17 protein-coding genes, 1 pseudogene and 1 other annotated feature are annotated in these 20,906 nt (G+C 42.0%); of the genes and pseudogenes, 9 read left to right on the forward strand and 9 right to left on the reverse strand.

The window, feature by feature from the left end; all coding sequences use genetic code 11:
- Positions 1–31: 31 nt before the first annotated feature.
- Positions 32–1,197 (reverse strand): IS3-like element ISPpy1 family transposase gene (locus HF322_RS10980; RefSeq protein ID WP_169393513.1). Its coding sequence is split into 2 segments (ribosomal slippage): positions 32–924 and positions 924–1,197, totalling 1,167 coding nucleotides; the frame shifts between segments, so codons are not numbered across the junction.
- A 302-nt stretch (positions 1,198–1,499) separates the two neighbouring features.
- Here HF322_RS10980 and HF322_RS10985 point away from each other — a divergent pair.
- Complete coding sequence (locus tag HF322_RS10985; protein ID WP_169393514.1) at positions 1,500–1,886, forward strand: hypothetical protein; 387 nt, start codon at positions 1,500–1,502, stop codon at positions 1,884–1,886.
- On the opposite strand, the gene HF322_RS10990 is transcribed toward HF322_RS10985, so the two are convergent.
- The 4 genes from HF322_RS10990 to HF322_RS11000 form a co-directional block, all read right to left on the reverse strand.
- Positions 1,865–3,397, reverse strand: a complete 1,533-nt coding sequence (locus tag HF322_RS10990) for a catalase (RefSeq protein ID WP_308811494.1) — start codon at positions 3,395–3,397, stop codon at positions 1,865–1,867. The two genes, HF322_RS10985 and HF322_RS10990, sit on opposite strands and share 22 nt — an antisense overlap.
- Positions 3,398–3,778: 381 nt before the next feature.
- A complete protein-coding gene (locus HF322_RS10995) occupies positions 3,779–3,925 on the reverse strand; it encodes a hypothetical protein (protein WP_188211264.1) in 147 nt (48 codons plus the stop codon).
- On the reverse strand, positions 3,888–4,109 hold the full coding sequence (locus tag HF322_RS11765; protein WP_308811495.1) for a transposase domain-containing protein: 222 nt from the start codon (positions 4,107–4,109) through the stop codon (positions 3,888–3,890). Before HF322_RS11765 ends, HF322_RS10995 begins: the two co-directional genes overlap by 38 nt.
- Positions 4,072–5,214: an IS66 family transposase gene (locus HF322_RS11000; RefSeq protein WP_223193275.1), complete on the reverse strand. Its 1,143-nt coding sequence runs from the start codon at positions 5,212–5,214 to the stop codon at positions 4,072–4,074. Before HF322_RS11000 ends, HF322_RS11765 begins: the two co-directional genes overlap by 38 nt.
- Positions 5,215–5,281: 67 nt before the next feature.
- Here HF322_RS11000 and HF322_RS11005 point away from each other — a divergent pair.
- Positions 5,282–6,501, forward strand: a protein-coding gene (locus HF322_RS11005) for an IS3 family transposase (RefSeq protein WP_169393515.1) whose coding sequence is annotated in 2 segments (ribosomal slippage) — positions 5,282–5,567 and positions 5,567–6,501 — 1,221 coding nt in all. Because the reading frame shifts where the segments join, the coding sequence is not laid out codon by codon here.
- Positions 5,557–5,673, forward strand: a sequence feature (AL1L pseudoknot). (Overlaps the previous gene by 117 nt.)
- Positions 6,502–6,537: 36 nt before the next feature.
- Positions 6,538–7,680: pseudogene (locus HF322_RS11010) on the forward strand (IS256 family transposase); the annotation flags it as partial.
- A gap of 95 nt (positions 7,681–7,775) precedes the next feature.
- Here the strand turns inward: HF322_RS11010 and HF322_RS11015 are convergent.
- Complete coding sequence (locus HF322_RS11015; protein WP_169393517.1) at positions 7,776–8,699, reverse strand: hypothetical protein; 924 nt, start codon at positions 8,697–8,699, stop codon at positions 7,776–7,778.
- Between the two features lie 137 nt (positions 8,700–8,836).
- A complete protein-coding gene (locus tag HF322_RS11020) occupies positions 8,837–11,470 on the reverse strand; it encodes a MobA/MobL family protein (protein WP_169393519.1) in 2,634 nt (877 codons plus the stop codon).
- A 249-nt stretch (positions 11,471–11,719) separates the two neighbouring features.
- Here HF322_RS11020 and HF322_RS11025 point away from each other — a divergent pair, with 249 nt between their 5' ends.
- Positions 11,720–12,115 carry a hypothetical protein gene (locus HF322_RS11025; RefSeq protein ID WP_169393521.1) on the forward strand — a complete coding sequence of 132 codons (396 nt, stop codon included), beginning with the start codon at positions 11,720–11,722 and terminating at the stop codon, positions 12,113–12,115.
- A gap of 756 nt (positions 12,116–12,871) precedes the next feature.
- Positions 12,872–14,185, forward strand: coding sequence for a replication initiation protein (locus HF322_RS11030; protein WP_169393522.1), 1,314 nt, complete (start codon positions 12,872–12,874; stop codon positions 14,183–14,185).
- A gap of 61 nt (positions 14,186–14,246) precedes the next feature.
- On the opposite strand, the gene HF322_RS11035 is transcribed toward HF322_RS11030, so the two are convergent.
- Both HF322_RS11035 and HF322_RS11040 read right to left on the reverse strand, forming a co-directional pair.
- The gene (locus HF322_RS11035; RefSeq protein WP_169393524.1) at positions 14,247–14,747 is read right to left on the reverse strand and encodes a hypothetical protein; all 501 of its coding nucleotides are present in this window, start codon (positions 14,745–14,747) and stop codon (positions 14,247–14,249) included.
- Between the two features lie 141 nt (positions 14,748–14,888).
- Positions 14,889–15,302 (reverse strand): hypothetical protein, encoded by a 414-nt coding sequence (locus HF322_RS11040; protein ID WP_169393526.1) that lies wholly within the window; start codon positions 15,300–15,302, stop codon positions 14,889–14,891.
- 406 nt (positions 15,303–15,708) lie between these two features.
- Between HF322_RS11040 and HF322_RS11045 the strand changes: the two genes are divergently transcribed.
- The 4 genes from HF322_RS11045 (at position 15,709) to HF322_RS11060 (ending at position 20,905) form a co-directional block, all read left to right on the forward strand.
- Positions 15,709–16,134: a hypothetical protein gene (locus HF322_RS11045; protein WP_169393527.1), complete on the forward strand. Its 426-nt coding sequence runs from the start codon at positions 15,709–15,711 to the stop codon at positions 16,132–16,134.
- Between the two features lie 190 nt (positions 16,135–16,324).
- A complete protein-coding gene (locus HF322_RS11050) occupies positions 16,325–17,146 on the forward strand; it encodes a TnsA endonuclease N-terminal domain-containing protein (protein WP_001029679.1) in 822 nt (273 codons plus the stop codon).
- The gene (locus tag HF322_RS11055) at positions 17,133–19,241 is read left to right on the forward strand and encodes a DDE-type integrase/transposase/recombinase (RefSeq protein ID WP_000267723.1); all 2,109 of its coding nucleotides are present in this window, start codon (positions 17,133–17,135) and stop codon (positions 19,239–19,241) included. Before HF322_RS11050 ends, HF322_RS11055 begins: the two co-directional genes overlap by 14 nt.
- Positions 19,238–20,905 (forward strand): AAA family ATPase, encoded by a 1,668-nt coding sequence (locus HF322_RS11060; protein WP_001276994.1) that lies wholly within the window; start codon positions 19,238–19,240, stop codon positions 20,903–20,905. The genes HF322_RS11055 and HF322_RS11060 overlap by 4 nt, the downstream gene beginning before the upstream one ends.
- Position 20,906 lies beyond the last annotated feature (1 nt).

The following is a 20,906-nucleotide window of genomic DNA, read 5'->3' on the forward strand; positions in this document are numbered from 1 at the left end:
TAAGGTACTCCCCAATGTCTAGACCAAATTATCATAAAATTAAGATAGAGTTGGGTTGATAAAACGATTTATTATCCGAACTATTGTTAGCCAGATAAACCTGTGCAGGAGTATGGTAATCGAGCGACTGATGTAAACGCTCATGATTGTAAAACTCGAAATACTCTTTCAAACCTGCTCTTGCCTGACTGACTGTCTCAAACTGTCGCAAATACACGCATTCATACTTCACTGACCGCCAAAGCCTTTCCACAAAGATATTATCCAGTGCCCTACCGCGACCATCCATACTGATAGCAATACCCTGCTCAATGAGCGGTCTGGTAAATCTTGGGCTGGTAAACTGAGAGCCTTGATCTGTATTAAAAATCTCACAGCGTAACCCATTGTGCAATAAGCTGCTCACCGTATCCACGCAGAAATCCGCCTCAAGCGTGGTAGATAGCGACCAGTCTAGAACATAACGACTGTACCAATCTATCACCGCCATCAAATATACGAAGCCCTTGGCTAGGCGAATATAGGTGATATCAGTACTCCACACTTGATTACAACGGCTAATCGGTACATGCCTAAGCAAGTACGGGTAAACTTGATGCTCAGAGTTAGGCTTACTCGTGTTAGGATGCTGATAAATAGCGTCTAGCCCCATTTGCCGTAGTAAGCGCCTAACTCGCTTTTCTCCCACTTGATAGCCTAGTTGCCTCAAATACGCTGTCATGCGTTTAACCCCATAAAATGGGGTCTTGGTGTACTGCTGGTCAAGCAGGTTCATCAGGGTAATATCAAGCTCGCTGATGGGCTTTGGCTGATAGTACAGACTTGAGCGGTTGATACTGAGTAATTCACATTGCTTACGAACACTAAAATCCTTGTTGTCAGGTTCTAGCAGTTGTTTACGAGTGCTCAGGGTAGCTGTAAGGACTTTTTTTTAAGCCAGTCTCTTTCGCTTATAACTTGCCCTAGCTGCCTATGTAGTTCATCGATAATAGCTTGCTGGGCTTGTTCGTTGGCTTGCTGTTTGGTATTGAATGCAGTAGGGATAACTGCCAAAGCCTGCTTTTTCCAGTTGCTGATTTGGGTTGCATGAACCCCATATTCTGTGGTTAACTCGTTGAGGGTCTTGTGTTCTTTGATGGCTTCAACGGCGACTTTGCTTTTAAATTCAGCATTGTGACGCTTACGTACTTTTGTCATTAGATAGACCTCTTTTTCTAAAGGTTATTCTATCTTATTTGCTACAATTTTTTGGTCTAGTTTTCCGGGAGTATTATACACAATAGCACATATCATAATCATTTCTATTCTCACCTCTATATTTAGTTAAGAAAAACTGTGCAATTAATCCTATTTTTGCCATTTTATTTAAATCAAAGTCAGATCACATATTTACCACTCCCACTTCCCATTTAGCGCTAACGTTCAATATTGGATATCAAGATCCCAGTTTATTAAGCCTCATTATTTACAATACCCTACAGTGATAATTGGAGGCATGAATGAAAACTAAAAATAAAATCAATGTGCTAGAACTTATTTCGCCAGAAATGAAGCAAGTTATGCAATTTTATGCAGATAATCCTCAACCTACGCCAGAAAATGATGGTTATCCATCAATGCGTCTTGCTTATAATCAAGATAGGCGTTATTGGAATGCGGATGCGCCAGAGATGTTTAGCATACAAGATATTTCAGTAAGTACTTCTTATGGAAATGTATTAACGCGTCTTTATAAACCCAAACAAAAAAGAGCCTTTCCCAAACTTTGTGTAACTGCTTATACCCTGTTAGCAAATAGCAGTTACACACAATACGGTATACCTTTTAGAACGCCACCGCTATTTTTACTAACTGGATTTAATAACTACAGACAGCTAGGTAAATGACGAGCAGGATCATTCTCACGTGCTGCCATAGCGTCTTCAACGCTCATGCCAAGGGCTTTGGCAACGCCTGTACCGTAAGCTGGATCACACCAGTTACAGTTGCGAATATGACGATATTTAATAAAATCAAGCGCATCACCCATCGCGCGGGCGGTATTATCAAACAACACTTGCTTTTGCTCATCGTTCATTAGGTTAAACAGTGCGCGCGGCTGGCTAAAATAATCACTATCGTCTTCACGGAAATCGTAATGCGCTGCGTAGCCATCAATCTTTAAAGCTGGCTCAGCGTACTGCGGCTGATCTTGCCACTGCTCAAAGCTGTTTGGCGTATAGTGTGGACGACCACCGTAGTTATCATCGACACGCATTTGACCGTCGCGGTGGTTACTGGTCACCGGACAACGAGGTTTGTTGACTGGGATCTGCTTGTGATTGACGCCAACGCGATAACGCTGAGCATCGGCGTAGCTAAAGAGACGCGCTTGTAGCATACGGTCTGGTGAGGCACTGATGCCAGTCACGAGATTGTTCGGCGCAAAAGCCGCCTGCTCGACGTCTAAGAAATAATTGTCTGAGTTTTTATTAAGCTCAATCTCGCCAACTTCAATCAGCGGATAATCCCCTTTTGGCCATACCTTGGTCAAATCAAACGGATGGTAAGGTACTGTATCGGCATCGGTTTCTGGCATGATTTGCACGTACATTTTCCACTTCGGAAAGTCGCCATTGTCGATGGCATTGAGCAAATCTTCTTGATGGCTTTCACGATTCGAGGCGATAATTTCAGCAGCTTCGGCGTCGGTTAGGTTTTCAATACCTTGCTGAGTACGGAAATGAAACTTGACCCAAAAACGCTCATTATCGCTATTGATAAAGCTATAAGTATGCGAGCCAAAGCCATGCATATGTCTATAAGAGGCTGGGATACCGCGGTCGCTCATGGTAATGGTGACTTGGTGCAAAGACTCTGGCAATAATGTCCAAAAGTCCCAGTTATTGGTCGCCGAACGCATATTGGTACGTGGGTCACGCTTGACCGCTTTATTTAAATCTGGAAATTTGCGCGGGTCACGAACGAAGAACACTGGCGTATTATTACCGACCAAATCCCAAATGCCTTGCTCGGTATAGAATTTTAGGGCAAAACCGCGAATATCACGCTCAGCATCAGCCGCACCGCGCTCACCTGCCACCGTACTAAAGCGCGCAAACATCTCCGTTTGCTTGCCCACTTCGCTAAAAATATCAGCACGCGTATATTGAGTAATGTCATTAGTGACAGTGAAAGTACCAAACGCGCCCGAACCTTTGGCGTGCATACGGCGCTCAGGGATAACCTCGCGGTTTAAATCAGCGAGCTTTTCGTTAAGCCATAAGTCCTCTGCAAGTAGAGGACCGCGTTTACCAGCGGTTTTGCTATTTTCATTATCAACCACTGGCGCACCATTACTCATGGTCAACGGCGTCATATCGTAAGGGCATTTTTTATCGTTCATGTCGTTGCTCATAGTAATACTCCTTTGAACAAAAAATGGATTAAAGTGCAAAATCTATTCTGAATACGCTTCTATTAGTATACCCAGAATAAAGGTCATCTTTTCTGAAAAACGGCTATTTTTATTCATAACAACCTCTGCATTTAACGGCGCTGCCTTGTTAAGTATCATTACAACCGATTACTATATATTTGTATAATTAATTAACTACATGCTTTGGTTTTGTTTTTCAGAACTACTGTGTTCAATTTGTCCAAACGGCTATTCCACTCTCAACATTGAAAGTGATTGAAAATAGAAGAGCATCTCACTAATCTATTGTTTTCGACCAAGAATACAACGGAGTCACGAGATGCCCATAGACGAATTTATCATTATGCTATAGAAAAAATCTTAATCTTCTACAAACATATTGTCTTCATCAATAGGGAAGCCCGTATCTGCAATATTGGCAACTAATGTATCATCATCCATACCTTCATCGTAAGCATCCGACCATCCCCTATTGCGATGGCATCCAGAGATGAGGTAACAACTCATCTAGATCATCTTGAATAGGCAGGCGTCTTAGCACGTCTGTCAAATAGGCAGACACATCCAAGCCGTTTAAGCGAGCTGATTGAATGATTGACATAATATTCGCAGCACGCTGCCCACTTCGTAGCGAACCGGCAAACAACCAGTTTTTACGCCCAATTATTATCAATCGGCAGCCTGCCATCATCCAAATAACAAGTCAGCGCTTGCCAACGTTTTAGGCAATAATCAATCGCCTTAGTAATACTGGCATTCTTAGTGGTTAACTGTCTTTTTTCTTGTAACCATTGGTGCAGCTTATCGGCAATCGGTTTGGCTTTCTCTTGCCTGATTTGCCGGACTATCTGAGGATCTCTTGGCATTGGGGATGTATTTTTTTCAAATCGCTCATCAATCTCACGTTCAACCGCATACAACTGCCCGAATAACGCTAATGCGTCAATGCTAATAACACTTTGTCCAGTAACGTGCAATTCATGAAACTTACGCCGTGCATGGGTCATACAACCGATTTCGCTCACGCCTTGATGAAATAAAAACTTATATCCACTGTAATCATCGCAAATCAGCTTACCGTGCCATTTGTCTAAAAAGGCTTTAGGGTGCTCATTACGACGGCTCTGGGCAAAGTCATACACCACCGCTTTTAATGCACCGTGCTGTGGCGTAAGATACGCCCAAACATAGCCTTTCTTTAATGATTTACTGCCGGCTTTCACAGGGTTCTTCATGATAGACACCGGGGTTTCATCGGCATGTAAGATAGGCTCAGACAGTAACAGCGAATGCAAGCGATTCACTAAAGGTGCCATGGCGAGGCCACAGCGTCCCACCCAGTCTGCCATGGTGGCATCGGGAATATTTACCCCACTTCGCTTATAGATAATATTCTGCCGATATAGAGGCTGATGGTCTGCATACTTGCTCATGAGAATGTGAGCAAGCAGCTCAGGGGTGGCGATGCTCTTGTTAATGATTTGCTTGGGTGCAGCCGCTTGATGAATGATGTCACACTCACGGCATACCCATTTTGGATAGAGGTGTCGCTCAATATAAAACTGCTTGGGGATGAGTCCAAGTTTGTCCTGTTTATCCTCCCCAATTCGCTTCATTTGACAGCCGCAGTCACAAACGGTGGTGAGTGGTTCATGAACCAGAGTTTTAACCTCAAGGTTGTCAGGAATAACCGTGTATTTAGCACGCTTTGCTTTTTTAGGCTGATCAGTGGCTGAGGGTAGCGATCCGTCAGTGATCTGTGTGCTTGGTTCAAGGTCGCTCTCACCGATGAGCATTTCTGTCTGGATAGGATTGAACCGCCCCGGTATTGTCGGAGACTTAACATTCTGAGAGAATACGACAATGAAAAGACAAATCTACACTCCTGAGATTAAAGAACGCGCCGTCCGTATGCTGATCGAAGCAGCAAACGACTATCCCTCCACATGGTCAGCTATTCAAGCCATTGCCCCTAAGATTGGCTGCACGCCTGAAACCCTGCGCTCATGGCACAAGAAGCATATAGATCAAACTATCCCTGCATCGGTACAAGCTCAAAGCCAAGCCGAGCGCATCAAGGAGCTTGAACGCGAGAATAAAGAGCTTAAGCAAGCCAATGAGATCATAAGGAAAGCAGCCGCTTTTTTCGCCCAGGCGGAGCTCGACCGCTGACTAAGACAATGGTTAGATTTATCGATGAGTATAAATATCAATACGGGATCGAGTCAATTTGTAGAGTTCTACCGATTGCCCCATCAACTTATTATCGGGCTAAAGACTTAGAGGACTGTCCTGAAAAGCGCTCGTTGCGTCAGCAACATGACGACTATTATATCAGTGAAATCAAACGTATTTGGCAGGACAGCAAATGTCGCTATGGCGCTCGTAAAGTCTGGCAGCAGATGAAGGCGGATGGGATATCTGTGGCTCGTTGCACCGTAGAGCGATTGATGAGAGAGCATGGCCTACAAGGCGTTTGGCGTGGTAAGAATAAAATAACAACAAACAGCCGTGATGACCAAAAGCGTGCTGATGACTTGGTTAATCGTAACTTTAATGCACGTCAACCCAACCAGCTGTGGGTGGCTGACTTTACTTATATCAAGACGACGAGCGGCTGGGTCTATACCGCTTTTATTATTGATGTATTTGCTCGCGCTATTGTGGGCTGGAAAGTCTCTAATCGCATGAATACCGATATGGTAATGGCAGCGCTTAATCAAGCCATTGCAGACAGGAACAACCCTAAAGACGTGATTCATCACAGTGATCGCGGGGTTCAGTACTTATCCATTCGTTATACTGATAAGATGGCTGACTGCGGTGTGATTGCCTCTGTCGGTACAACAGGCGATTCATACGATAATGCATTAGCTGAGACGGTCAATGGACTCTATAAGTCTGAGGTAATTGACTATTTAAAGGAGAATTGGACTGGCGTTAATGATGTTGAACTGGCAACCCTTGAGTGGGTGGACTGGTTCAATAAAACACGATTGCACAGTACAATTGGTTATGTGTCACCTTTTGAGTTTGAAAAACGATATTATGATAATTTAATCCTGTCAGGTATTGCTGCCTGACTCAAGTAAAACACTCTCCGATATAGTCGGGGCGGTTCAGACTTTCAAAAGCAGCTCATGCAGTCCTTCATCGACACTGCCCTAGAAGCAGAAATGGAAGAGCATCTCGGCTACCCCAAGCATGAAAAGGCAGACAGGCCTAATAAGCGCAATGGGCACACTAAAAAGAGAGTCCGTAGCGACACAGGCGAGCTTGAGATCTCCACCCCCAGAGACCGCGACAGTAGCTTTGAGCCTGTACTTGTCAGTAAGCATCAAACCCGTATTTCAGGTCTTGATGATAAAATCATCAGCTTTTACGCCAAAGGTCAAACCACTACTGAGATTGTCGAAACCATCAAGGACATCTACGACGTCGACATCTCAAGCAGCTTGGTTTCCAGAGTCACTGACAACATCTTGGATGACATCACCGCTTGGCAGAACCGGCCACTGAGCAGCGTCTATCCTATCGTCTACTTAGACTGCATTGTCGTCAAAGTTCGTCAGGACAAGCAGATCATCAACAAAGCTATCTATCTGGCCTTAGGCGTTGCTCTTGATGGTAAAAAAGAGCTGCTTGGCATGTGGCTATCAGAGAACGAGGGCGCTAAATTCTGGCTTGGTGTTCTCACTGAGCTACAAAACCGCGGGGTTCAAGATATTCTTATTGCCTGTGTAGACGGCCTAAAAGGCTTCCCTGATGCCATCAATACGGTCTACCCTAACGCTCAGGTTCAGCTGTGTATCGTGCATATGGTGCGCTATTCGATGAAGTTCGTACCTTGGACGGACAAGAAGGCCGTAGCAGCTGATTTAAAGGCCATCTACGGTGCTGATACGCTTGAGATGGCAGAGGCCAATCTTGAGCACTTTGATGAAGTATGGGTCAAAGAGTACCCGCATGTCATCAAGTCTTGGCGCAATAACTGGGAGGGCTTAACGGTGTTCTTTGAGTATCCGAAAGATATCAGAAGAGTGATCTATACCACCAATGCTATTGAGTCTTTAAACAGCGTGATTCGGACAGCGGTGAATAAACGTAAGGTGTTCCCCTCTGATCAGGCAGCATTCAAGGTAGTCTACCTAGCAACTCAGCAGGCATCCAAAAAGTGGTCAATGCCGATCCGTAACTGGACGTCTGCCCTTAATCGCTTTATGATTATGTTTGATGATCGTATCAGTAAGCATTTAATCTAAATGGCAGTTACACAGAATTCGGGATGGGCTCGCTTTTTTGTTCATACAACCCTCTATTTCTCTAAATTATTGATCTAGCCTTTAGCTGCAACTCATTATTCAACATTGATTTGATAGTACATTAAGCCTCTGCCATCCCTAAAAGCATACCTAGTATCGGCTCTTACGCACAAACCGATCGCCTTAGGATTATCTATGTTGGCTTTACAGACAACAACCAACTGATTCTTTTTGGCATCATTTAAAGCTCGTGACCAGCCTGTTTTCAGCTCAACAATGCCTTCTTCTAACTCCTGTTTCTCGCGTTTAAGCGCTGAAATCTCGTTGTAGCTTGGAATATACCAAAAGGTTAGCGCGATAAAGCTAAGCACCATCACCAAAATCCCTGCCCCAAACATAGCAGCGATTTTTTTAATGCTCATGTTTTCAATCACTTGCTGCAGCTTTTCTAGCTTTTTCAGCGCTTCATGATGAGAATCTGCCACTCTTTTTGCCGAAGCTGCCTCAAAGTCTTCAATATCTTGGATGATCTGGTCATGACCGTCTTGATATCGATCAATAAACGTCGTTAATTTGTCAGCTTTTTCCGCAAGCTTATCAGTAACCTGTTTCAGCGCGACTATTTGCTGGGCTAAATTGTCTTTTTTGTCGTCAACAAGAACATCGATGGCAGCACTGACTTGCGTTTTGGTCTCCTTAATCAGGGCTTTAACTTTGTCGTCGTAACGATCAGGCATTTTAGTTTCAGCAAATACCATGGCTGCCGATTGCAGCTGCTTTAAAACCTTGTCGGGATAGTCTTTTAAGGATTGATTTGCCGTGTCCGCGCTGCTATTTAACTGCCCAATAACGTCTTTGACATCGCCAACTGTTTCATCAACGCTATCAAGCGACTGATTAAGTCTTGTCGAGATGGTCGTATCCGCATCTTCAATGAGATTTTGCAGCGCCGGAATGACCTTAGCTATCGATGTCACTAAATTTTCTATCTTGTCATGCAAGTCTTGTTGATTGTCCATGAGTTTTGCCCCATCCAATAAGTATTGCAATCAAGTGTGATGAAGGGTGGGCAACTTTTCAATATGGGCTAAAAAACATGCGACAGCTAATGACGCGCGTCCTGAGTTTATTATTATAATTTGCCGTTTTTATATCATTAAAACGGTCGCGGCGAGCTGTAGCGCCGCTCTTGGTCACTGATATATTGCTTGGTTTTAGTAACCTGCTGCTCTAAATCTTGGTTCAGGCTTTGAAATTTCTCGGTGATGTCAGGAAGTTTATCAAAGCGATCGCTAAGTGTTTTGATGACCTCGATTTTATGAGTGTCCTTTGGTAAGTCCTCAATTGTCTTTAACAGCGCTTTTGAGTGGTTATTGATATCCTCATCAAGGCGTTTGATGTCCCGATCTTTTAAGGTTTTTTGCAGCTCAGATAGTTTGGAGGATCGCTTTAATGATTCTAAGACCATAGCATCGCAGACTAATTTTTCAGCCAATAAAACGATGTCTTTATCGGTCTTGATGCTGCCAAAGCCGATTTTAGCCACCATGTTATGCGCGGTCAGCATTAATTTATCAAACCAATTCTGATAATCTTCAATCTGTGACTGTCTGGCATTCTCAAGGGCTTCTTTTGCCTTTTGATCTCGCTCGGCTTTGAGTTTGGCATCACGTAGTCTTTGGCGCTGTGCTTCTTCTAACGCTCTTTGGGCATCAAGCGCTTTTTTTGCGTTCTGTTCTGCTATGTTTTGCTGCAATAGCTTAACTTTCATGTACCAGTCATCAATCCGATCTTGATTAAGCTGGGTCGTTTTGGTGGTTTTGATTTCGGTGTATAGCTCATGATCATGCTCAAGCACTTGCTTTTGCGAATCAATCAGTTCGCGGCGCTTGTGATAAAAAGGCGCTCGCAGTTGATAGGTTTTTTGGCTTCGGGTGATCTGCAGGCTTAATTGCTTGATATCGTCTTTATTGCCAAGCTTAAAGGCATCCATATTTTCGGTCAGCGCCTTTAGGCGGTTTTCTTCGTTTTGTGTGATTCTGACCGCTTTATAGCACCGAAAATCGCGAATTTCTTGCCGAAACTGCTTGAGGCGGGCGCTATCAAAGTGTCCAAAGTTATGAAACTTTTGATAGGTGTCTTGACTTGCAGGGACTTCAATCGTTTTTAAGGCGCTAAATGCGCTATCCCAATCACCTTGAAGTTTTGCTTTTTCGGTCTTTATATCTTCAAAGCTCTCAAGCTGTTTTTCAAGCTTATCAAGCTTTTTGGTAAAAGAGGTGAGCGTGGTTTCAAGGCCTTTAAAGCGATCGGTGATCATCTGATCCACGGTGGCTAGGCGTTGTAAGGGGCGCTCATTTTGCTTGATGATGGTCGCAATTTGATCCAGCTGATCTTCAATTGCTTTGACCGATTGGGTCGTTTGTAAGTTGCTGTCTTTTTCAAAGCTGTTAATTTCGATAAATACATTTCTAAGGGTTTTAATCTCAGTTTTGGTTTGCGTCTCATTTAAAAGTTCAGCCATTTTTTCGCGCTCAAAGCTTGCGCTGAGCCCAAACTTATCAATCAAGTCATCAACCGCGCGGTATCTTTTTTTAAACGCTTCATGCTGTTTTGCCTGCTGGGATAACGCCTCACCAATTTCATTCAAGCTTAAGATCAGCTCAGTCCGTTTTGCCTGTTTGTCATCTTCAATGATGTTAGCCTTTCCAAGAAAATCTGTTATTGATTGAGCATGGTGTTGTTTAACAGCTTCAAGATCAGAACGAGGCGGTAGCAAACGAATATTATTAAGTGAGATACTGGAAAACGGTTTGCGCCTTTTGTAGTTCACCGTAACGCCTCTAAACTCTTGAATGTTTTCTGCCTCATCAATCCGGCCGTCGTCGCCGTAATCGATGATAAGCCCATTTTTTTCAATATAATCGTTTAGCTGATCAATCACCTCGTTGTATTCAGAAATGATGGAGCGCTCACCCTTTAGCAAGTCCTTGTAAAGCGACTTACCCAGCTTCATCTTTGGAAGTTTATTTATTCCCTGTTCTCGGTAGGATTTTTCACTGATATGTGCATTCTTTGGCAGCATCTCATTGCAGCACTCCGCCCAAAACCGTCGCTGAAATGCCAGCTCATCACCGCGACCGTTTAGCCCTTTGCTAAGCCGTTCACTCGTTGCCCAAAGCGACCAGTTTTTGCGTTTAGATAAGGTATAACCTCCATCGTTACTCGGCAAAATTTCGCGGCTTGACAGTAAAATGTGAGCGTGGTGATTATCTTTAGTGACCTCATTGATTTCAATCACTTTGCCATTTTTGTCCGCTTTTGTTTGCAGATGCGTGTGCGGATTATGGATACTGACATCAACCAATATGTTATAGCGATCCGCTAGTTTTTGACAGTAGGTTTCCACCAGTTTGATACGATCATCAGCACTCAAACCATGCGGAAACATCACCTCAATTTCTGTTCCCAACTGCGCGTGTTTTGATTTTTCGACCGCCTCAATATCGTTCCAAAACTGCTCGCGGTCAACCGTAATTCCTGCCGCTTCTTTTGGTAAAATCAGGGCTGAGAACACCACATTTTTTTCAATTACTTTTTCCGATCCCTGCTTTTTATCATTGATCAATTGAATCTTTTTCTCACGGCTTTTTGAGGAATAATCATGAACACATCCGGCTTTTTCATCGCGCAGTTTTGAGCCAGAATTATAAGCTGACTTTGCCACCACGCTATGTTTTTTACCGCGCGTCACAGGTGATACGCCAACGTGAAATCCTTTAATATTCATTCAAATCACCTCACTTAAATTTAGCTTGGCTTTTGCCTCGCAGAGCGAACTTTACGGAGTTTTTAAACCAAAAATAGTACCCCTTGTGGGTCTTTTGGTTTAAAAACTCCTAAGTTCGCTCTTAACAGAGGGTTGAAAATCTGCAATCCCGCAAAAAACCGCGCGATTGCGATTTTCGCGCCCTTGCCACCATCGCTCTATTTCGCTACGATTAGCTTATCATAGTTAATTAAAAAGAGGGATAAAGCAATGTCGATTTTAGATGATAATTTATTTGCTGAAAAGCTCAGAAGACTTCAAGAACTGCAAGATGAGTTGAACAAAGACAAAGCAGAGATTCAGCTAATCTTGGGCGAGTGGTTAGCCAAAGCATTGGCTGATAATAATCAAGAAGTGCTGCAAGAAATATTTCTGAGCGAATACAACAACGTGAAATACATCAAAGCCAAAAGTAAACGCTCACAACTGGCAATCGTTGCTGATAATTTGCAAAAAAATATCGAGAAGGGATTGAAGGTGGCAAAAAGTGATTTTAAGCCGCCTAAAGCTCAAACTGAGGTTAAATCTGAACCGCAGGAACAAACAACGCAAACGGATTTATATGGCGATCCACTTACCCAAGCGGACAATGAGCTGAGATTTTAAGGCAATTACGCTAGCGGTGGAGCTTTTGGATAATCATCAGTTAGGTGGTTGTGATGGCAGATTTTGCTGAAATTGGTGTGCTGAAAATTTTAGTAAAATCTGCTATGTGGCTAAAAAGCTCTAAATTGCGATTTAAGGCGCTTTAGATTAAATCAGCTACCCTAGGGTAAAAAATGTATTTTGGAGCTGCTACGGGCATTTTAAGAGGCTTTCTGAGCGTTTTTAAACTGTGCTTTGGCAGCCGCGCGGAATATTCTCTTATTTTCCATTAAATTCTCTAAATTTTGCTTCCGTTTTTGTGATTGCTGCTGTAGTGCGCTGTAAGGGGTTTCAAAGGTAGCTGTGGTAGTTGCATACCAAAACTCAGTTCCAAGTCTGTTCTGGGGCTTCTGTGGCGCTTCTAGGGCTATTGCCAGTGGTTAGTGATCATCAAGGTTAAGATTTCAAAAAAAAGCGTTTAAAAATTTTTCAAAAAAAAGAGCTGAATTGCCAGTAAATTTATGCTGAAAAGCTAAATTTTGCGATTGGCTCTTTTTTTTATTATTTTTATATAGTTTTTAAAAGAGTTTTTAGACCCCCCTGAAATGCTTACAGGACGTGGCTTAGATAAATCTAAATGGGAGGGATTGTTGGTGAAATGGGAGGGATTGTTGGTGAAATGGGAGGGATTGTTGGTGAAATGGGAGGGATTGTTGGTGAAATGGGAGTGTGTTATTATTCTCCTATTTAGTAGTTAAATTGAAGGGAATTATGCTCATGAGCAATGATTTAGTTGTCATGGATAATGCTATTACGAAGGCTGCATATAATTTAAGTGTTAATGAGCAGCGTCTAATACTGTCTGCAATAGCACAAATACCTAGAGGTAGGAGTGTAGAACCAAGCCATTTTTATTACATTACAAGGGAAGATTTTATTGCTTTAGGTTCTAGTCCTAATGTCGCTTCTCGGGATATTAGGAAAGCTACAAAGGATTTAATGAAGAAAACTCTTTTTATACAGACCGATAAGGGGGTTTTAGAGTTTCATTGGTTATCTGAAGTACTGCGTTATGACAAAAATGCAGAGGCAAAAATAAGGGCTAAGTATCCCAGACCAGCAGACTATGATAACTATATTGCAGCTTTAAGAATGTATAACTTAACTGAGGAAAGGAATCCGTATACGGACACGGATGATATAGTAGCTCGAATAGTATTTAATGATCGAATCTTGCCTTTTCTTAGCGATTTAAAAGCAAATTTTACTCAATTCCTGCTGGAAGATATGTCCGGCTTTGGAAGTATATATAGCTTTAGAATCTATCAGATGATGATGCAGTTTAAATCAACTGGTTACTTAAAAATAAAGCTATCAGACTTGCGATATAGGTTAGCCTTAGTTAATAAATATTCAGCTACAAAGGATTTAAAAAAATGGGTTATTGAAACTGCTGTTAGTGAAATTAATGAAAAGTCGCCATATCAAGTCACATACGAAATGCTTAAAACAGGTCGCAGGTTTACTGATTTAGAAATCAAATTTCGGCCTAAAAAATCAGCGTTAAAAGAAACTACCACAAGCAATCCTACGACGTTTGAACACCAATCTATCAATACAGAAAAAACGCCGAGTTGGCAGCGTGAAGGACTATCCGACGCTCAAATCAAAAAGCTTGCAATCTATAAAGACCAGTTTGTAGAATCAAACACTCACCTACTGCGCGATAAAAACATCAGCTATTACGATGCATTCGAGGACTTTAAAGATCAGCTAAAAGACCCTGAACAGGTTGGAAGGTTCCAGCTAGTCGATGAATTTTTAGCCCTTAAAAAAGGTGATGAACCGCCAAAATTAGCAAAAAAATCCGTTCAAAGTAAGAAAAAAACGAAAGAACGCAGTGTTATCAAAAGCAAAGCGCTAACCGCCGAACAAATCGACCATTTCGCTAATCATCCTCAATTTTTAATCGACCATCAAATCAAAGGCTACGCAGTCGGTAGTGAAAATCACATCAATTATCTAAAATTTAGAATGGATGCTGCGCCAGGAGAATTTGTTACCACTGATTTTGATAAGTATTTAAATTAAAAACGCCAACCGATCGATGGTCAGTTGGCTTTTTTATATTTTACTAAATGTAAATAGCTGACTATAGCCCTGAAAAACAAGAGATGCTTTTTTCCTTGGTATTGAATTCTAAAACTGTATATCCAATGCCCTGAATTTCATAGCCTGAAGCATTGTTCTTCTCAACGACCATACCTTCATAATCGGGGTCGCTTCGGTTAGGCAGCTTGAACTGTGGTCGTAGAGCCGTGAAGCTACTGTCTTTAAAGTATACTTTTAAATGCCCCCACTCATAGCCTTGTAACTGTTCAATTTTTGATATTGGTTTGCCAAAAGCAGTGGAATTTTTTAAATAATAAGTGGTAATTTCCTCACCATAGCCGTCAATCTCATTGGTGTTATCGACACGCTTCTTTTTGCTCGTAACCGATGCTTTATAAGCTTTTGGTAGCTTATCGTTGGGGCTCGGATAATTACACCCTAGCATCATGGGCTTTAGATAGGGAGTCCAATCAGTTGCAGCTTCTGCAGCCGTTGCTTGAAGCATAGGTAATATTGCAAGGGCGATTAATAATTTTTTCATAAATGGTGACTCAAATAAGATTTTTTAAGGACATTGAGAATAGATATAACAGATAAATCAACCAATCATCTGCAAATCAAATTCATGCGTTTACAGATGATTCAAAAGGCCATGATGTAAAGTAGTTGATGATTAAATAATTTACTTATAATCTAAATAATAAAGCACCGCTAAGCCTTCAGCAAAGATACGCTCATCAGCTTTACTGGCACTGCCGCCGCCATAAAACACATCTTCTGCAGCATTAGCTAACTCTAATGAACGAGTTTTATTGAAACTTGCACCTTTCCAAAGGCTGTAACCATTGCCGCGTTGAGCTTCTTTTTTAGCGGTGCAATCTTTACCATAAGCCGTCTTAAAACAGCTGGGTATCGACTTCCACTGCTTAGATAATGCATAAAAAGCGTTGCAATCTTGATCGCCCTGACACCGCTTTACTTTTGGCGCAAGGCTTGGATTGTTGTAGTACTTGTTCATCGTTGCCACATCGGCATGGCTTACTGTGAATACGGCAGCAAAGCTCATGCCGATGATTGCTTTTAAAAAATTAATCATTACCAAATCCCTATTCCCGTAAAAATCACTAATTATTTTAAGAATATCTAAAAAATAAATAGATTTATGTTTGCAAAAATTGCATTATATATTATAAAAAGAATCCGACACACTAAATTTTTAGCAAAAGCACAAGAACAGCTCGGATTGCTTATTTTAGAGTTATAGTGAACCTCTAAACGTATAAAAATTAGACAAGGTCTTAATACGAATAGGCTGTAAGATATTTTTTACTAAGATTAAGGTGTTGAAAAATAAGTATTTTAATATAAAAATAGAATTTTAAGTTAATTCTATCCTATTTTTCTTCCAAAAAATTTAAGAACAAATTTTCAGTTAAAGTACAATAGCGTTTTTAATAGCGCGATATCGATACACTTACATTTATTTCTATTTTGGATTATTTATGAAAATCAAAGGATTACTGTTATTGACTGCTTTGATTACAAGTGTAACTGCAGCTCAAGCACGCCCATATCCAGACTATGCTGGCGTTTGTACGACGTTCAAAGGTGATAACGTGGTTTCAAAAGATGTTTGTGTGGTGTCTTTTAGCGAAGGTGCAGGCGGAAAGCTTACGGTGCTCAAAACATTTAATAAAACCTATAGCATTGATGCTATAGAACGTCGTGGAAGCGGTAACTACGACTCTGATGATATTAATGATTCATTTAAATTTACGATCAACGGTGAAGCATCATCAGGGGAGTACTATAGACACGCTTCGTTTTATAACAAAGTGTCAGTAGATGAGTTAGAACAACTGAACGAGCTAGAAGAGGAGTATTTATATTGCTATAAATCAAAAAGCGTAGATATTTGCCATAGCTGATAATGTTGCTAAATTTAAATTGTGTTGTTTTGAAAAACTAAGATTTGTGATATTAGTGTGGGCGGACAATAAAGTCTTAAACTGAACAAAATAGATCTAAACTATGACAATAAAGTCTTAAACTAGACAGAATAGTTGTAAACTGAAATCAGTCCAGTTATGCTGTGAAAAAGCATACTGGACTTTTGTTATGGCTAAAGCAAACTCTTCATTTTCTGAAGTGCAAATTGCCCGTCGTATTAAAGAGGGGCGTGGCCAAGGGCATGGTAAAGACTATATTCCATGGCTAACAGTACAAGAAGTTCCTTCTTCAGGTCGTTCCCACCGTATTTATTCTCATAAGACGGGACGAGTCCATCATTTGCTATCTGACTTAGAGCTTGCTGTTTTTCTCAGTCTTGAGTGGGAGAGCAGCGTGCTAGATATACGCGAGCAGTTCCCCTTATTACCTAGTGATACCAGGCAGATTGCAATAGATAGTGGTATTAAGCATCCTGTTATTCGTGGTGTAGATCAGGTTATGTCTACTGATTTTTTAGTGGACTGCAAAGATGGTCCTTTTGAGCAGTTTGCTATTCAAGTCAAACCTGCAGCAGCCTTACAAGACGAGCGTACCTTAGAAAAACTAGAACTAGAGCGTCGCTATTGGCAGCAAAAGCAAATTCCTTGGTTCATTTTTACTGATAAAGAAATAAATCCCGTAGTAAAAGAAAATATTGAATGGCTTTATTCAGTGAAAACAGAAGAAGTTTCTGCGGAGCTTTTAGCACAACTATCCCCATTGGCCCATATCCTGCAAGAAAAAGGAGATGAAAACATTATCAATGTCTGTAAGCAGGTTGATATTGCTTATGATTTGGAGTTAGGCAAAACATTGAGTGAGATACGAGCCTTAACCGCAAATGGTTTTATTAAGTTCAATATTTATAAGTCTTTCAGGGCAAATAAGTGTGCAGATCTCTGTATTAGCCAAGTAGTGAATATGGAGGAGTTGCGCTATGTGGCAAATTAATGAGGTTGTGCTATTTGATAATGATCCGTATCGCATTTTGGCTATAGAGGATGGCCAAGTTGTCTGGATGCAAATAAGCGCTGATAAAGGAGTTCCACAAGCTAGGGCTGAGTTGTTGCTAATGCAGTATTTAGATGAAGGCCGCTTAGTTAGAACTGATGACCCTTATGTACATCTTGATTTAGAAGAGCCGTCTGTAGATTCTGTCAGCTTCCAGAAGCGCGAGGAGGATTATCGAAAAATTCTTCCTATTATTAATAGTAAGGATCGTTTCGACCCTAAAGTCAGAAGCGAACTCGTTGAGCATGTGGTCCAAGAACATAAGGTTACTAAGGCTACAGTTTATAAGTTGTTACGCCGTTACTGGCAGCGTGGTCAAACGCCTAATGCATTAATTCCTGACTACAAAAACAGCGGTGCACCAGGGGAAAGACGTTCAGCGACAGGAACAGCAAAGATTGGCCGAGCCAGAGAATATGGTAAGGGTGAAGGAACCAAGGTAACGCCCGAGATTGAACGCCTTTTTAGGTTGACCATAGAAAAGCACCTGTTAAATCAAAAAGGTACAAAGACCACCGTTGCCTATAGACGATTTGTGGACTTGTTTGCTCAGTATTTTCCTCGCATTCCCCAAGAGGATTACCCAACACTACGTCAGTTTCGTTATTTTTATGATCGAGAATACCCTAAAGCTCAGCGCTTAAAGTCTAGAGTTAAAGCAGGGGTATATAAAAAAGACGTACGACCCTTAAGTAGTACAGCCACTTCTCAGGCGTTAGGCCCTGGGAGTCGTTATGAGATTGATGCCACGATTGCTGATATTTATTTAGTGGATCATCATGATCGCCAAAAAATCATAGGAAGACCAACGCTTTACATTGTGATTGATGTGTTTAGTCGGATGATCACGGGCTTTTATATCGGCTTTGAAAATCCGTCTTATGTGGTGGCGATGCAGGCTTTTGTAAATGCTTGCTCTGACAAAACGGCCATTTGTGCCCAGCATGATATTGAGATTAGTAGCTCAGACTGGCCGTGTGTAGGTTTGCCAGATGTGTTGCTAGCGGACCGTGGCGAATTAATGAGTCATCAGGTCGAAGCCTTAGTTTCTAGTTTTAATGTGCGAGTGGAAAGTGCTCCACCTAGACGTGGCGATGCTAAAGGCATAGTGGAAAGCACTTTTAGAACACTACAAGCCGAGTTTAAGTCCTTTGCACCTGGCATTGTAGAGGGCAGTCGGATCAAAAGCCATGGTGAAACAGACTATAGGTTAGATGCATCTCTGTCGGTATTTGAGTTCACACAAATTATTTTGCGTACGATCTTATTCAGAAATAACCATCTGGTGATGGATAAATACGATCGAGATGCTGATTTTCCTACAGATTTACCGTCTATTCCTGTCCAGCTATGGCAATGGGGTATGCAGCATCGTACAGGTAGTTTAAGGGCTGTGGAGCAAGAGCAGTTGCGAGTAGCGTTACTGCCTCGCCGAAAGGTCTCTATTTCTTCATTTGGCGTTAATTTGTGGGGTTTGTATTACTCGGGGTCAGAGATTCTGCGTGAGGGTTGGTTGCAGCGGAGCACTGATATAGCTAGACCTCAACATTTAGAAGCGGCTTATGACCCAGTGCTGGTTGATACGATTTATTTGTTTCCGCAAGTTGGCAGCCGTGTATTTTGGCGCTGTAATCTGACGGAACGTAGTCGGCAGTTTAAAGGTCTCTCATTTTGGGAGGTTTGGGATATACAAGCACAAGAAAAACACAATAAAGCCAATGCGAAGCAGGATGAGTTAACTAAACGCAGGGAGCTTGAGGCGTTTATTCAGCAAACCATTCAGAAAGCGAATAAGTTAACGCCCAGTACTACTGAGCCCAAATCAACACGCATTAAGCAGATTAAAACTAATAAAAAAGAAGCCGTGACCTCGGAGCGTAAAAAACGTGCGGAGCATTTGAAGCCAAGCTCTTCAGGTGATGAGGCTAAAGTTATTCCTTTCAACGCAGTGGAAGCGGATGATCAAGAAGATTACAGCCTACCCACATACGTGCCTGAATTATTTCAGGATCCACCAGAAAAGGATGAGTCATGAGTGCTACCCGGATTCAAGCAGTTTATCGTGATACGGGGGTAGAGGCTTATCGTGATAATCCTTTTATCGAGGCCTTACCACCATTACAAGAGTCAGTGAATAGTGCTGCATCACTGAAATCCTCTTTACAGCTTACTTCCTCTGACTTGCAAAAGTCCCGTGTTATCAGAGCTCATACCATTTGTCGTATTCCAGATGACTATTTTCAGCCATTAGGTACGCATTTGCTACTAAGTGAGCGTATTTCGGTCATGATTCGAGGTGGCTACGTAGGCAGAAATCCTAAAACAGGAGATTTACAAAAGCATTTACAAAATGGTTATGAGCGTGTTCAAACGGGAGAGTTGGAGACATTTCGCTTTGAGGAGGCACGATCTACGGCACAAAGCTTATTGTTAATTGGTTGTTCTGGTAGTGGGAAGACGACCTCTCTTCATCGTATTCTAGCCACGTATCCTCAGGTGATTTACCATCGTGAACTCAATGTAGAGCAGGTGGTGTATTTGAAAATAGACTGCTCGCATAATGGTTCGCTAAAAGAAATCTGCTTGAATTTTTTCAGAGCGTTGGATCGAGCCTTGGGCTCGAACTATGAGCGTCGTTATGGCTTAAAACGTCATGGTATAGAAACCATGTTGGCTTTGATGTCGCAAATAGCCAATGCACATGCTTTAGGGTTGTTGGTTATTGATGAAATTCAGCATTTAAGCCGCTCTCGTTCGGGTGGATCTCAAGAGATGCTGAACTTTTTTGTGACGATGGTGAATATTATTGGCGTACCAGTGATGTTGATTGGTACCCCTAAAGCACGAGAGATTTTTGAGGCTGATTTGCGGTCTGCACGTAGAGGGGCAGGGTTTGGAGCTATATTCTGGGATCCTATACAACAAACGCAACGTGGAAAGCCCAATCAAGAGTGGATCGCTTTTACGGATAATCTTTGGCAATTACAGCTTTTACAACGCAAAGATGCGCTGTTATCGGATGAGGTCCGTGATGTGTGGTATGAGCTAAGCCAAGGAGTGATGGACATTGTAGTAAAACTTTTTGTACTCGCTCAGCTCCGTGCGCTAGCTTTAGGCAATGAGCGTATTACCGCTGGTTTATTGCGGCAAGTGTATCAAGATGAGTTAAAGCCTGTGCACCCCATGCTAGAGGCATTACGCTCGGGTATCCCAGAACGCATTGCTCGTTATTCTGATCTAGTCGTTCCCGAGATTGATAAACGGTTAATCCAACTTCAGCTAGATATCGCAGCGATACAAGAACAAACACCAGAAGAAAAAGCCCTTCAAGAGTTAGATACCGAAGATCAGCGTCATTTATATCTGATGCTGAAAGAGGATTACGATTCAAGCCTGTTAATTCCCACTATTAAAAAAGCGTTTAGCCAGAATCCAACGATGACAAGACAAAAGTTACTGCCTCTTGTTTTGCAGTGGTTGATGGAAGGCGAAACGGTAGTGTCAGAACTAGAAAAGCCCTCCAAGAGTAAAAAGGTTTCGGCTATAAAGGTAGTCAAGCCCAGCGACTGGGATAGCTTGCCTGATACGGATTTACGTTATATCTATTCACAACGCCAACCTGAAAAAACCATGCATGAACGGTTAAAAGGGAAAGGGGTAATAGTGGATATGGCGAGCTTATTTAAACAAGCAGGTTAGC

It is taken from the genome of Psychrobacter sp. MF31, assembly GCF_012847335.1.
Classification (GTDB): domain Bacteria; phylum Pseudomonadota; class Gammaproteobacteria; order Pseudomonadales; family Moraxellaceae; genus Psychrobacter.

Bases quoted from the DNA above. Each gene is read 5' to 3' on its own strand.
- HF322_RS11050 (WP_001029679.1), top strand. From the start codon at position 16,325: ATGGCTAAAGCAAACTCTTCATTTTCTGAAGTGCAAATTGCCCGTCGT.
- HF322_RS11030 (WP_169393522.1), top strand. From the start codon at position 12,872: ATGAGCAATGATTTAGTTGTCATGGATAATGCTATTACGAAGGCTGCA.
- HF322_RS10990 (WP_308811494.1), bottom strand. From the start codon at position 3,397: ATGAGCAACGACATGAACGATAAAAAATGCCCTTACGATATGACGCCG.
- HF322_RS11045 (WP_169393527.1), top strand. From the start codon at position 15,709: ATGAAAATCAAAGGATTACTGTTATTGACTGCTTTGATTACAAGTGTA.
- HF322_RS10995 (WP_188211264.1), bottom strand. From the start codon at position 3,925: ATGAGTTGTTACCTCATCTCTGGATGCCATCGCAATAGGGGATGGTCG.
- HF322_RS11040 (WP_169393526.1), bottom strand. From the start codon at position 15,302: ATGATTAATTTTTTAAAAGCAATCATCGGCATGAGCTTTGCTGCCGTA.
- HF322_RS11035 (WP_169393524.1), bottom strand. From the start codon at position 14,747: ATGAAAAAATTATTAATCGCCCTTGCAATATTACCTATGCTTCAAGCA.
- HF322_RS11015 (WP_169393517.1), bottom strand. From the start codon at position 8,699: ATGGACAATCAACAAGACTTGCATGACAAGATAGAAAATTTAGTGACA.
- HF322_RS10985 (WP_169393514.1), top strand. From the start codon at position 1,500: ATGAAAACTAAAAATAAAATCAATGTGCTAGAACTTATTTCGCCAGAA.
- HF322_RS11765 (WP_308811495.1), bottom strand. From the start codon at position 4,109: ATGATGGCAGGCTGCCGATTGATAATAATTGGGCGTAAAAACTGGTTG.
- HF322_RS11025 (WP_169393521.1), top strand. From the start codon at position 11,720: ATGTCGATTTTAGATGATAATTTATTTGCTGAAAAGCTCAGAAGACTT.
- HF322_RS11000 (WP_223193275.1), bottom strand. From the start codon at position 5,214: ATGCTCATCGGTGAGAGCGACCTTGAACCAAGCACACAGATCACTGAC.
- HF322_RS11060 (WP_001276994.1), top strand. From the start codon at position 19,238: ATGAGTGCTACCCGGATTCAAGCAGTTTATCGTGATACGGGGGTAGAG.
- HF322_RS11055 (WP_000267723.1), top strand. From the start codon at position 17,133: ATGTGGCAAATTAATGAGGTTGTGCTATTTGATAATGATCCGTATCGC.
- HF322_RS11020 (WP_169393519.1), bottom strand. From the start codon at position 11,470: ATGAATATTAAAGGATTTCACGTTGGCGTATCACCTGTGACGCGCGGT.